Below are 13064 nucleotides of genomic sequence, written 5' to 3'. Positions count from 1 at the left end.
TAAAAACTGTAAATGAACAAGCTTATAAAAAGCTTTGGCTATGCAATAAAAGGAATAATATATGCTGCTAAAACTCAGGTCAATTTTCAAATACACCTGGTAGCAGCTCTCTCTGCAATTATTTTGGGTTTCTATTTTAAGATTTCTGTAAATGAATGGCTTTGGATAATTTTATGTATAGGGCTCGTATTGATTGTTGAGCTGTTAAATACCGCAATAGAAGTGCTTGTTGATCTTATTTCTCCTCAATTTAATAAAAAGGCTGGCGTTATAAAAGATATTGCCGCCGGGGCTGTGCTTACTTCTGCTATTTTAGCAATTGCAATTGGCTTATTTATTTTTATTCCAAAAATCCTCCCAATTTTAAATAAATAAAAATGGCCTCTCTTCAAGAAGCCATTTCTACTCATATTGCTACTTGCTTTCTCTTTTCAAAACATTCTCCATTACCTGATCTCCAAAATGCACTTTTACTTTAATAGAATCTTCCATAAACTCGCCTTCGTGTAAATAACCTTCACCATTATAGTTTACATTGAACGTGAAATTCTTGCCGTTAATTTTACCATCCTCAATGGTCAACTCGCTATCCGGAATATCTATTGTACCCGTTAGTTTATCTCCATCAGCTTTAAAATGATAAGCGATTGGAAAGCCCTGCCCGTCGGGAGTTGTCATTGTACCAACCCAGGTACCGTCAATTGTTGCTGCTATACAAAGTGCAATCATTGAAAAAACAAGAAATGCAGAAAGAAAAGTCTTTTTGATCATAACGTTGATAATTAGGTTAATTCTTAATTAATTTAATACATTGAATCTAAGGGATTCTTTTTAGATTTTTATAAGATTCAGAAAACATTTTTTTCCATACTATTTCTTCAATTTTAATCAATGAAAGCCCCGGAAATTTTTGATGAAAAAACGGATCTTGAAAGAAAGCTGGGGCTTTCCGAAACGCTGTCGATTGTAGTTAACCGAATTATTGGATCAGGAATATTCAGAACTCCTGCACCTATCATGTTAATTACAGGTTCTGTGAGCATATTTTACGGCGTTTGGGTTTTAGGAGGAATTGCTACAATTTTAGGAGCCCTGTGCTATGCAGAATTGGTTTCCATGATGCCCCGGGCAGGAGGCCCCTATGTCTTTTTAAAAGCCGCTTATCCACCTGTAATTACATTTCTGCGAGGATGGGCTATGTTTTTTGTATCTGAAACCGGGGCAATTGCAGCTGTTGCCCTCTTTTTCGCCGAAACCGGCCTTTCGATTTTACATCCGTCTTCATCCAAATTTACAGAGACTGCTATTGCTATTCTGATAGTCATCTTATTAACTTTTGCAAACTCTTTCGGTATTAAATTAAGCGGAAAATTTCAGAATATTTTCAGCCTTTTGAAAGTGCTTGTTCTGGTGCTGATTATTTCATTCGGTTTTTCCGGGGGCCTGCATGCTGAAAATTTCGTTACAACTAAGTCCGAAACCTGGACTTTTGCATCTGTACTTTCCATATTTACAGCGATGCGGTATGGTTTTTTTGCTTATAGTGGCTGGGAAGGTGCAACATATGTAGCCGAAGAAGTAAAAAACCCACGGAAAAACCTGCCTCTTTCCTTATTTCTGGGAATAGGATTTGTAATGCTGCTTTACCTGTTAATTAATACTGCTTATTTAAATCTTCTCGGGCCTGGGGCGATTTCAGCATCAAAAGTAGTAGCTATTGACTCTATGGAAGCAGTTATGGGAACTATGGGAGGATTATTTGTTGCTTCTGCAATTATGATAAGCACGTTCGGCAATGTAAACACTCAAATTCTGGTAAAAAGCCGTACATGGTATGCCATGGCTCGTGACCAGTTGTTTTTTAAGCCATTAGCGAGCATTAATCCACAATACAAAACTCCTAACAACGCACTATATGCTCAGGCGGTTTGGGCTTCCGTTCTTATAGTTTTTTCTTCTTTGTCAAAAAACGCGTATGAAGGAGTTATTGATTTTTTCTCATTTACCTCCTCCATATTTAATATATTAACTTTTTGTGCTGTTTTTGTGCTCAGAAAAAAATATCCAGAAATAGCAAGGCCCTATAAAACCTGGGCTTATCCATACACGCTGATAATTGTTCTTCTCATCCAGCTTGCCTTTATGTTAACTACACTCATTACTGCTTTTATCCCATCCTTACTTGGAATAATTTTAACTTCTACGGGTCTTATTTATTACAGGTATTGTGTTCCCGACCAGGCAAAAAAGCAAGAGCATACTTAACGGAAACATCCTCTACTTCTGTCTGTTAAAATTTAAACTTTTATTATGATACGATTTCTTTATCTTTTATTGCTTTTATTAGTTACAGCCTGTAATTCCGGAAGTAAAAAAATATATCTTAAAGACACTTCAGATACGGCATTAAAAACTCAAACTTCAATTAAAAATAGTACCTATTGTTTTTTAAGAACCGAAGGAACTGCAGGGCAGGATACATCGGCCATCAGGTTAATTGTTGAAGGCAATAAGGTAACCGGCAGCTATTTTGTATTGCCGTATGAGAAAGATTCGCGAACCGGCACTTTAGCCGGGACTATACAAGGAGATTCAATTAAAGCGATATGGACATTTATGCAGGAAGGCATACAAGACACTTTAGGAGTTGCTTTTAAACTGAGCGGAAATGCATTGCATCAAAAACCATTTTCTGTTAACCACGAAACCGGCAGGCAATTTACAAGTGAAACGTCGCAATACCTGATACAATTTAATAAAACCAATTGCGATAAGCTTCCTTCCGCAAAAAAGCTTACTCCTTAGAGAAATATTCCGCTAATCGCTCTATTAACCATTCTGTTGCAGGATGAAGATTATTATCTCTGTAGGCTAAAACAACTTCTGTGGCAATAGCTGTATGATTTAGATTGTGAAACGAAATATTGAGATAGCTATACTGTTCTTTTAAGGAAGCAGGAACAATAGAAATCCCCAATCCTTTCTCAACCAATCGCAGGATTGAATGTACATTATTTGCCTCATGCACCACATTGGGGTAGAAACCTAAACGCTGGCAAATTTCTACAAACTTTTTAAAATAGTATGGGGCATAGTCTTTATTAAAGAATACAAATTCCTGCGCCTTTAAATATGTTCTTAATTCCGTCTCATTTTTAAAAACTGCTTTATCTTTTTGAGCAACAAGCACAAAAGGGTCGTCAAATAAAGTTTTTACCTGAAGTTTCTCTGAATTTACCGGAGCCCGGATAATACCTATATCCAATTTCCCTTCCTCTAGCGCACGAACCTGCTTAACTGTTGGCACTTCATATAAGCTGGTTTTAACAAAGGGGAAGTTCACATGCAGTTCTTTCAGGATATTAATTAAAAATTCCTGGTAAGTAGAACTAATATAACCAATTCTTAATTGTCCGCTTACAGATCCGTGTATTTGTTTTACATGATGTTTACTCTCTTCAAGACGCGAAAAAATTTCATCTACTTCTTTTTTAAAATATTTTCCCGCATCTGTTAGTGTTACATTCTTATTGGTGCGGGTAAAAAGTGTTACTTCCAGCTCTTCTTCCAGTTCTTTAATCTGTCTGCTTAGTGGTGGCTGTGAAATAAAAAGCTTTTTTGCCGCATTTCGGAAATGCAATTCTTCCGCAACAGTTTTAAAATAAAAAAGATGTCGCAACTCCATGATACCTAAAAAGAATCAATGATTGATAAAAATGATATTTTACAAATATTATTAAAGAAAATAGATTTGTCAAAACCTATATCAGAATCTTTAAAACTACCAGAATATGGATTACCAAAACAAATCAACAGTAACTGAAATCCGTGAGCGATTTGATAAAGACGTAGCACGATTTTCAAACCTGGAAACGGGACAACAAACCACTATTGATGCACCTTTAACACTCGAATTAATCACCGATGCAGTAAAATATATAAATCCTTCTGCAGTAAATTTATTGGATATTGGTTGCGGAGCCGGAAATTATACACTAAAGATGTTAAGTAAAGTTCCGGGCTTGAACTGTACTCTAATAGATTTAAGTTTACCTATGTTGAACAAAGCAAAAGAAAGAGTGGGTAAAGACACATCGGGTAATGTAAGTATCATTCAATCTGATATCAGGGATATTAACCTCCCGGTTAACCATTTTGATATAGTATTGGCAGGAGCAGTACTGCATCACTTAAGAGATGATAACGAGTGGGAACATGTTTTCAAAAAAATATATGACTCGTTAAAAAGTGGCGGCAGCTTCTGGATTTCAGATTTAGTTGTTCACGATATACCTGAGTTAGATCAGCTGTTCAGGAACAAGTACGGAGAATATTTGGAAAGACTTGGAGGAAAAGATTTCAAACAAAAAGTTTTTGATTATATAGAGCTGGAGGACACTCCGCGTTCTGTTAATTTCCAGATGAATTTAATGAAATCAGCCGGATTTAAACAAGTGGAACTTCTGCACAAAAACCTTTGCTTCGCTGCTTTTGGAGCAATTAAATAAACCTTTTTTTAATTTATTATCAACATAGAAAAGTAATTCTCCTTATCTATAAAACAACTCCTTTTGTTCTAAATTTTTATTTTTTTAATAATTGTATAACCATAATTTGTTTACTTTTATTATACACTATTCACATTTAAAGTATCTACCTATGAAAAAAAATTTACAGATCGTACTCGTACTGTGCCTTGCATTTTTTGGATGTAAAAAAGAAGCAGAACCTCCAATTATCACTACCACAGAAAAAGGTCACGAATTAAAACTGAATGTTTCAGGTTTTAATCAAAAATTTGAAAAGCTGGAAGTTACCTCATCTTCTACCTCTATTAAAGACAAGATTAACACTCTTTATTATTTAATATATGACTTAAAAGGAGAAGAGATAAGAAGAGTAAGGCAAAGTTCTTCGGATGCAAACTTTGGAAGCATAAAAGACACCTTACCCTCAGGAATTTACGACGTTGTTGTAATAGGTGTAAAAGGGGATGTATTAATCAATGGTGATCGCTACGACAATACTCCGCCAACAAAACTTAAAATGTTTGATGGAGCACATTTCGAACTTTCTCATACACTTGCTCCTGACTTTACCGCTTATGATACTTTTTTCACTCATACTTCAGTAGATATTGAAAACGAAGACGTAAGTAGCGTGGTTCCATTAGACAGAGTGGTTGGTAGCCTGGAGATAAACCTGGAAGATGCAATACCTGCCAACGCTGATCATTTATCTGTGAAAATCGCCGGAGAATTATACTCTTTTTTATTCGACAGTGAATTAGCAGACGGCAATACTACAGCTGATGTTTCTTTCAGTAAAAAATTCTCTGCTTCTGATAAGGGAAAAATAAATTTCAAGCTAAACAAACTGATGTTAAATACTATTAAGCCTATGCTTGTAACTATTTCATGCTATGATTCCTCGAATAAATTAGTAGCAGAAAAAACAATTAATAATGTAAAATGTCAGCGTAACAAAAAACTGGTTTTATCAGGAAAGCTTTTTGACGGAATGACAACGACCAGCAATTTTCAAATTAATGTAAATGATGGCTGGCAAACCGACGCCGGAGTTGTTCATTTTTAAAATATCTAATAGCATAAAAAAAGGTAGCATCTTCTGCTACCTTTTTTATGCTATTCCCCCAAATTATTTCACTTCATCAACCTGTAGAATAACGCTCGTTCTGCGGGTATTTACATCCGGGTTAAAACCTATTGTCATCAGGTATTCACCAGAAAATGCTTTTTCGCCTTTTATTGAACTTCCCGTTCCGGGATACAGGTTTATTTCTTTCACACTATATTTTTTTGATTCATTCAAGCCTTTGAATTTTACCGGAGATGAAGATCCGGACCCATAACGGCTGTTTACCAGGTAATTAAAAACAATCGCTTTACTCTTATTGCCGTTTACATACATAACAGCAGCAAGATCATTTTCCCACGGGCTAAGTAATCTGTATTGATCGCCATGCCATACAATATCACTAAACCCCTTATAAGCTTTCACGGCTTGCTGGCAAAATTCCAGATCGTTTTCACTTAGTTTGCTTACAACAATATCAAAGCCCAATTTACCCATCATAGCTACATCCGTTCTGTATTTAATAGGTTGCTTACCCCAATCAGTAACATGGTTTGAACTGGCAATTGCAGGATAGAAGTAAGAATATTCCCATTGGATAAAAATCCTTTCCAACGGGTCTGTATTATCACTTGGCCAGAATTCTGTAAAATATTTGAGAGCTGCATAATCAACCCGGCCGCCTCCGCCAGAGCAGAGCATCATGGGCACTTTCGGATATTTTGCACGGACACGTTCCAAAACTTTATATAAACCCCTCACATAATCAATATAAAGGTGCGACTGTTTATTAAGATGAGCCGAATATGCATTATAAATCACAGCATTGCAATCCCACTTTATATAAGCGAGATTTGGATTCTCAGTAAATAACGTATCAAGAATACTAAATACAAAATCCTGTACTTTAGGATTACTCAGATCAAGAACCAGCTGATTACGATAAAGATGTTCTGGCCGTTGAGGTTGCTTAATAACCCAGTCAGGATGTTTATGATATAATTCACTCAATGGATTTACCATTTCCGGTTCAACCCAGATTCCGAATTTTACATCATTTTTTTGTGCCTCTTTTACCAGGTACCCGATACCACTTGGAAGTTTCTTCCTGTTTTCCTGCCAGTCGCCCAAACCGGCACGATCGTTATTTCTCGGATATTTATTTCCGAACCAACCGTCATCCAATAAAAACAGGTCAACACCAAGTTTTTTGGTATCACGCAGTAATTCTGCCAGTTTATTTTCATTAAAATCAAAGAAGGTTGCTTCCCAGTTGTTTAGCAAAGTAAGTCTTGAACCTTGTCCGTCTAAAATCCGGTATTTTCTTGCCCAACTTTGCATTTTCCGGCTGGCATCGCCTTTTCCTTTATCAGAAAATGTATAAAGAAAGGCTGGTGTAGTAAATTCTTCTGTAGGTTTTAAAGAATACTCAGAAAGGTAATTATTCATTCCGGCAATTAAACGCAGGTTGTTAAGAGGATCTACTTCCAGGTCAAACCGAAAATTTCCCGACCATTCCAAAGAAGCCAGCATTACTTTTCCTTCATCTTCCGTTGCTGGTTTATCAAAAGAAACCATAAATGAGGGAGGCTGATACAAATGTGCACGTGTTCCTAATTTTGAATCCAGCACTTTAATTCCATGAGTCAGTTGGCTTTGTTCAGGACGCATTTCTTTAGCCCAGTCACCATGGTATTGTTTCAGCCAGTATTTGTCGGCTGTAAAGTAAAGATTGGCCGAAGCAAACTTATTAAGTGTTATATTATTTTTCTCCTTATGTTTTATTACCGACCACTGCTCTACAACATCCTCGTTAAAATACGTTTTATAAAACAAGGTTACTTCAAAGGGATAAACAGGGTCCTTTAACAAAATACTTGTTACTGAAATATTATTATTCTCTTTTTTAACCGAATGGCTTATATACTGAAGATCAAGAGATGTGTTGCCATCTGCATGGATTACTTCAATGGCAGGTTCAACCAGGTTTCGGGAACCTGCAGGAGTATAAGCTGAATTAAGTATACCGGAATAATCATCTCCGCGATGATACATTTCAGGTATATAACGATATTCTTCCGAATTCGAGAGCTTGGAGCCAAAGTAAATTACAGATACTCTTTTATCGGTATCTACCTGAAGTACTACGGAATTATTCCGGGTTTTAATCGGAATTGTCCGTTTTTGTGCAAAAAGATTTGTTACAGCTGCTACCAGCGATAACATCAAAAAGATTTTAAAAGAAGTAATTTTCATCTAATTCGTTCAATTAGTTATTCCGGACTAAATTGTAAAAAGTATTTAATAAAAGGTATTAAAACAAAAAATAAGCTGCCCGAAAGCAGCTTATTACATTTAAACATTAAACTAACTAACAATTAATATAGCGGATTCTGAACAAGCTTACTGTTTCTGTTCATTTCGTCTAATTTGATAGGGAAGAAATAAAAACGCGGATTCCACTCTCTATCCTGCGCTGTAATAACAGAATAGGTACGTGCAGGTTGAATATTTCCGTTCGCATCCATTGTACCATCTACCCGTACTCCAGTAGCATCAGCGTAACCTTCAGCTCCAATCATCCATCGGCGAACGTCAAAGTAACGCTGATCTTCGAAAGCTAACTCAACCCGGCGTTCGTTTCTGTAACGGTCCAGCAAAGCCTGCCCGCTTTCAGTTACATCAGGCATTCCTACTCTTTTTCTGATCATATTGATATACGTTCTCGCTTCCGGGTCTTGATGTAACCCTAAACACGCTTCAGCATAGTTCAACAGAATTTCTGTATAGCGGATATAACGCCACGGCTGATCCTGCTTAACAAACTGGGCATTTATTGTCGGGTCGATAAACTTACGCAGATAGTATCCGGTGTAAGTTCCATTCCAGTCTTCAATCGGTCCGTTTCTTGTATCTAACCCCGGTACGACTGTTCCGTCTGGTTTTTTATAATAACCCACCTGTACAATACCTACAGGATCTTTAGCTGCAACATCAGTAGGACGTGGACGCCATACTGCTCCTTCATAATTTATACTTGCATAAAAACGAGGATCACGATCGACATACGGATTGGCTTTCTGAATCGGATTAGACCAGCTGAATTTGGTTCCATCAGCCATTTCATAGGCATCCACCATTTGTCCTGTCGGAGAGTTACTTCCCCATCCATGCCAGCCATTGGGATTATTATATAAGCCTGGATTATATCCATCCCAGTTTTCATCGAATTTAGGCGTAAAAAAGCGGACAAAAATATCTTCCTCAGTTTCTTTGGAAAGAAAAATATTCGCATATTTTTTTGAGGCTTCCTCTGCGGAAGCAGGTGCATTTGGTTCATAAAGGCCGTATACTCCTAAATCCATTACTGCTTTTGCTGCATCTTTAGCGGCCTGCCAGCGTGCTGTCCTGTCGCCACCAACATATCCAACAAGTTCTTTATTTTCCCCGTTTGCCCACGAAGCCTCACTGTTATACAAATCGCTTGCAGCATAAAGTAACACCCTTGATTTTAAAGCCAACGCAGCACCTTTTGTTGCACGGCCTTTATTATTGCCATCTTGCACCAACGGTAAAAGAGCAGCAGCAGAATCTAACTGTGAAACAATGTAATTAATACATTCTTCATACGTATTTCTGGGTACTTCAAAGTCATCCTCCAGTCCGTATGCTTTAGTAATAATAGGCACCCCTCCATACATCGAAACAAGATCATGATACATATACCCTCTCAGAAAATAAACTTCCCCTTTCATCTTATCCCTGTCTTCAGGTTTATCAAAAGGAACTTTATCTATATTATCAAAGAAAACATTTGCTGCCCGGACAAATTTGTATTTATACGACCAGTTCATTTCTTTTTGCCTGTTGGCATTCCCGTTGTTTTCATCAAAAATTATCAGATCACTGGGATTTACTAAACTTTTAACCACGTTTTGTTCCCCAAAGTATGCGTTATATACGGTTTCATCTACAATGGATGACATCATAATATTACTAAAGCCATGAGGGATAGCAAAATACAGGTTATTGACAAATGTTTGGGTTAATGAGGGATCAGCCCATACTGCATCTTCCGCATATAAACTCGAAGGACTCTGATCAAGAAAGTCTTTCTTGCAGGAGCTTGCATTTACAAGAATAAATGCAAATGTTATGATATAATAAATTCTTTTCATGATTTAATTCTCTATTAGTTGTTTAAAATGTAACTGATAAACCACCATTTATTATTTTTTGCAAAGGATAGCCTTGACCACTTGTACTTACGCTGGTACCGTTATCAGTTGTACCTGTAAGTTCCGGATCAAAATCTTTCATATGCGGGCTATAAGTTAAAAAGTTATAGGCATTTACATAGACACGTAAATTCTGGATTCCTACCTTAGAGATCAACTTGTTGGGTAAACGATAGCCTAATTCAATATTCTTAAGCCTGATATAATCGGAGTTGTATGCCCAGTATGTATTTCCCTGGCCAACCCAATACTCGTTGCCGCGGTTAAAGGTTCGTGGCTTGTCAGCATTCGGATTTTCCGGAGTCCATCTTCCTTCTGCAAAACTTTCCAAAAAGTTGCCAATTTCTCCTGATTCTGTAGAAATATAGCGTACTGCACCTGCAGAACCCTGAACTAAAGCAGACAAGTCAAATCCTTTATATGCCAAATTAAAACTAAGTCCGCCCTGAAAAGTGGGAACATCACTTTTATCATATCTTATTCTGTCAAGAGCATCGATCTTACCATCGTTGTTATAATCTTCAAACTTAATGTCTCCAGGTACTGCCCCGCTCCAGTGAGGATAGGCATCAATTTCTGCCTGGTTGTGGAACACACCAATTGCCTTGTACCATAACTGGCTGTTATACGGATGACCTGTACTTTGCTGATACTGTGGTGCACCTGCTGCTTCATCCCAGAATATTATTCGGTTTTTCTGATAACCACCATTCAGACCAATCTGATATTCAAAATCGCCGGACTTGTTGTTATAGCCAATGCTGAAATCAAATCCTTTATTTCCCATTTTTCCAATATTTTCCCGTGGAAGCATACCTGCTAAACCACTGGAAGTAGGGACAGAAGCATTACGATACCATAAAATTTGTGAACGCGTATAATTAAAGAAATCGGCGGTTAAAGACAGCTTGCTATTTAATAAAGTTGCATCAAAACCAATATTTGACTGATTAGCCACCTCCCATGTAACATTAGGGTTTGGTAGAACGGTTTGATACAAGGCTGGATTTTCTACTCCGCCATTTGTAATATACGGTATCCTTGGATTTCCTGAAGCGGGCCTTATTCCTCCTATGTCATATGTAGCAAGATATTGCCACTCGTTAATCTGGTCATTACCAGTTTGTCCCCACGAGCCCCTAATTTTCAATGAATTAATTGTGTTTCCTAAATGATTTTTCCAGAAAGGCTCTTCAGATATATTGTATCCAATAGATATTCCGGGAAAAAATCCAAATCGTTTCTCTTGTGGAAAAATGTAAGAACCCTGGTATCTCCAGACAAATTCTGCCAGATATTTTTGTTTATACGCATAATTAACTCTACCAAAATAATTTAATCTTGCCTGAGTAAACGCAGAACCATCATTCGACATAAACTGATCTGTTGCACCTGCAAACATCTGATCAAGCAAAGAAGATGTAAAGTTTTTACGATAAGCACTAAAGTTATCTCCTTTACCGGTTATTCTCTCAACACCCACCAATAAGTTCAAATCATTGTTTGTTAAAAATTTAGTTTGATAATTCACAAGGGCATTCAGGAGAATGTTTTGATTGTCTTCCATTCTCTCATTCAATGCAGGACTGTCAAAACCTTTTTTCGACTTTTCGAGGATTGGCTGATTATTAGCATCAAAACCACTGAAAGAATATAAATACCAGGGAGTTTGCCAGGTTTTCTGAAAACGGAAGTTTTTATCCAAAGATGCATTTCCTGTTAATGACAAGCCTTCTACCCATGGAATTTTAACATTCAGTTTCATGTTACTGTTTAATACATAGCGTTTATCATGATCATAACCGGTAGCCTTGGTACTAACAACAACAGGATTATCTCCATATTCAATATCCGGACCAGGCATGCCGTTTGGCCAATAAGCTGTCATGGTTGGTTTACCTCGCATTACCATTCTAAAGATACTGCCGGCAGAACGCGTAGGAAAATTACGGTCTTCCATACGTCCGGCAACATCAAAAGCCACACTTATATTTTTGTTAATGGCTCCATCCAGATTGGTACGAAAATCATATTGATTGTATTTTGTACCGCTGTTATAATAAAAGCCTCCCTGGCTTTTCCCTGATAGAGAAACAAGGTATTTTATAGCTTCGCTACCACCAGTTACCGACATATTTCCATAATTTTGACCCGCCCAGGGCTTTAAAACCTCATCGAACCAGTCAGTATTTGGATAGTTCCAGGGATCTGATCCATCAGCAAATTTTTGAATCTGTTCATCAGTATAAATGGGAGTATAAGCACTTGGGTTTTTGTAGTAAGCTATCTCATTGATCATGGTAGCATACGTAGGTGCATCTGCCATATCAGGAAGCCTGGTTGGAGTTCCATAGCCTTGGTTAAAGGAAGCTGTGATGGTAGGTTTACCTACCTTACCTCTTTTAGTAGTAACTAAAATTACACCGTTTGCTGCCTGCGCACCATAAATAGCCGCAGAAGCATCCTTTAAAACTGAAATGCTTTCTATTACACTCGGATCAATCCGCTCTAAACTGCGGCCCGGAATTCCGTCAACCACTACAAGGGGGTTATTATTATTCATCGTATTTACACCTCTTATCCGCAGAACAGAGCCATCGTAACCAGGTTCGCTGGTAGGTGTAACGGCAACCAAACCAGCCAAACGACCGGCAAGGCTATTTGTAACGTTGGTAGAAGGAGATTGTACGATGTCCGAGCCTTTAACCTGGCTAACCGCCCCGGTTAATGTTGCCTTCTTTTGCGTACCGTAACCAACTACAACCACTTCATTTAAAGACGTAGATGAACTTGTGAGCGCAATGTTAATTGTCCTTCTGTTGCTTATCGGTACTTCAAGCTTGTTGTATCCAATGTATGTAATTACCAATGTTCCATTTTCCGGCGCACTGTTAATAGAAAAGTTTCCGCTTGCATCTGTTGAAGCACCTACTCCTGTTCCTTTTACCATTACAGAAACACCAATCAGCGGCTCCCCTGTTTCTTTATCAGTAATTTTACCTTTCACAGGAATGTCGGCTTTACTTTTTTCGAATACAGAGCTTTCCTTCACAGTTGTTCCTCTGTTTTCAATTGCCCAAACAGGAGAAGAGGAAAGAAAAGTAACTGCAAAAGAAACACAAGCAAGCCTTGCAAGATGAGCATAACTGCTACTCCTTGCAAAGCAATTCAATTGTAACTTTTTTCTCATGATTTTTATTGGTTTATTATTAGTTAAAATAGTTTAACTGA

General features: G+C 37.5%; 10 protein-coding genes. 5 read left to right on the top strand and 5 right to left on the bottom strand.

What is annotated here, in order from left to right:
- Positions 1-12: 12 nt before the first annotated feature.
- Positions 13-375, top strand: a complete 363-nt coding sequence (locus tag ACLCDL_RS10075; RefSeq protein ID WP_423148164.1) for a diacylglycerol kinase family protein — start codon at positions 13-15, stop codon at positions 373-375.
- Positions 376-414: 39 nt separating this feature from the next.
- On the opposite strand, the gene ACLCDL_RS10070 is transcribed toward ACLCDL_RS10075, so the two are convergent.
- Entirely contained in the window at positions 415-771 is a 357-nt protein-coding gene (locus ACLCDL_RS10070) for a hypothetical protein (RefSeq protein WP_423148163.1), read from the bottom strand.
- A gap of 120 nt (positions 772-891) precedes the next feature.
- Here ACLCDL_RS10070 and ACLCDL_RS10065 point away from each other — a divergent pair, with 120 nt between their 5' ends.
- Positions 892-2265: an APC family permease gene (locus tag ACLCDL_RS10065; protein WP_423148162.1), complete on the top strand. Its 1374-nt coding sequence runs from the start codon at positions 892-894 to the stop codon at positions 2263-2265.
- Positions 2266-2310: 45 nt separating this feature from the next.
- Positions 2311-2805 carry a hypothetical protein gene (locus ACLCDL_RS10060; protein ID WP_423148161.1) on the top strand — a complete coding sequence of 165 codons (495 nt, stop codon included), beginning with the start codon at positions 2311-2313 and terminating at the stop codon, positions 2803-2805.
- On the opposite strand, the gene ACLCDL_RS10055 is transcribed toward ACLCDL_RS10060, so the two are convergent.
- A complete protein-coding gene (locus tag ACLCDL_RS10055; RefSeq protein WP_423148160.1) occupies positions 2795-3685 on the bottom strand; it encodes a LysR family transcriptional regulator in 891 nt (296 codons plus the stop codon). The genes ACLCDL_RS10060 and ACLCDL_RS10055 overlap by 11 nt on opposite strands.
- A 106-nt stretch (positions 3686-3791) precedes the next feature.
- Here ACLCDL_RS10055 and ACLCDL_RS10050 point away from each other — a divergent pair, with 106 nt between their 5' ends.
- Together ACLCDL_RS10050 and ACLCDL_RS10045 are read left to right on the top strand one after the other, a co-directional pair.
- A complete protein-coding gene (locus ACLCDL_RS10050) occupies positions 3792-4508 on the top strand; it encodes a class I SAM-dependent methyltransferase (protein ID WP_423148159.1) in 717 nt (238 codons plus the stop codon).
- Between the two features lie 151 nt (positions 4509-4659).
- Complete coding sequence (locus tag ACLCDL_RS10045) at positions 4660-5595, top strand: FimB/Mfa2 family fimbrial subunit (RefSeq protein WP_423148158.1); 936 nt, start codon at positions 4660-4662, stop codon at positions 5593-5595.
- Positions 5596-5658: 63 nt separating this feature from the next.
- Here ACLCDL_RS10045 and ACLCDL_RS10040 read toward each other — a convergent pair whose 3' ends face one another.
- The 3 genes from ACLCDL_RS10040 to ACLCDL_RS10030 form a co-directional block, all read right to left on the bottom strand.
- Entirely contained in the window at positions 5659-7821 is a 2163-nt protein-coding gene (locus ACLCDL_RS10040; protein ID WP_423148157.1) for an alpha-galactosidase, read from the bottom strand.
- 152 nt (positions 7822-7973) lie between these two features.
- Entirely contained in the window at positions 7974-9773 is a 1800-nt protein-coding gene (locus ACLCDL_RS10035) for a RagB/SusD family nutrient uptake outer membrane protein (RefSeq protein ID WP_423148156.1), read from the bottom strand.
- Between the two features lie 22 nt (positions 9774-9795).
- A complete protein-coding gene (locus tag ACLCDL_RS10030; protein WP_423148155.1) occupies positions 9796-13023 on the bottom strand; it encodes a SusC/RagA family TonB-linked outer membrane protein in 3228 nt (1075 codons plus the stop codon).
- Positions 13024-13064 lie beyond the last annotated feature (41 nt).

The organism is Rubrilithobacter danxiaensis (genome assembly GCF_047272945.1).
Lineage (GTDB): Bacteria > Bacteroidota > Bacteroidia > Sphingobacteriales > Sphingobacteriaceae > Rubrolithibacter > Rubrolithibacter danxiaensis.
Note: the sequence above shows the minus strand (reverse complement) of the source record. Positions and strands in the feature narration are given on the sequence as shown.

Bases quoted from the DNA above. Each gene is read 5' to 3' on its own strand.
- ACLCDL_RS10045 (WP_423148158.1), top strand. From the start codon at position 4,660: ATGAAAAAAAATTTACAGATCGTACTCGTACTGTGCCTTGCATTTTTT.
- ACLCDL_RS10035 (WP_423148156.1), bottom strand. From the start codon at position 9,773: ATGAAAAGAATTTATTATATCATAACATTTGCATTTATTCTTGTAAAT.
- ACLCDL_RS10040 (WP_423148157.1), bottom strand. From the start codon at position 7,821: ATGTTATCGCTGGTAGCAGCTGTAACAAATCTTTTTGCACAAAAACGG.
- ACLCDL_RS10075 (WP_423148164.1), top strand. From the start codon at position 13: ATGAACAAGCTTATAAAAAGCTTTGGCTATGCAATAAAAGGAATAATA.
- ACLCDL_RS10055 (WP_423148160.1), bottom strand. From the start codon at position 3,685: ATGGAGTTGCGACATCTTTTTTATTTTAAAACTGTTGCGGAAGAATTG.
- ACLCDL_RS10060 (WP_423148161.1), top strand. From the start codon at position 2,311: ATGATACGATTTCTTTATCTTTTATTGCTTTTATTAGTTACAGCCTGT.
- ACLCDL_RS10065 (WP_423148162.1), top strand. From the start codon at position 892: ATGAAAGCCCCGGAAATTTTTGATGAAAAAACGGATCTTGAAAGAAAG.
- ACLCDL_RS10050 (WP_423148159.1), top strand. From the start codon at position 3,792: ATGGATTACCAAAACAAATCAACAGTAACTGAAATCCGTGAGCGATTT.
- ACLCDL_RS10070 (WP_423148163.1), bottom strand. From the start codon at position 771: ATGATCAAAAAGACTTTTCTTTCTGCATTTCTTGTTTTTTCAATGATT.
- ACLCDL_RS10030 (WP_423148155.1), bottom strand. From the start codon at position 13,023: ATGAGAAAAAAGTTACAATTGAATTGCTTTGCAAGGAGTAGCAGTTAT.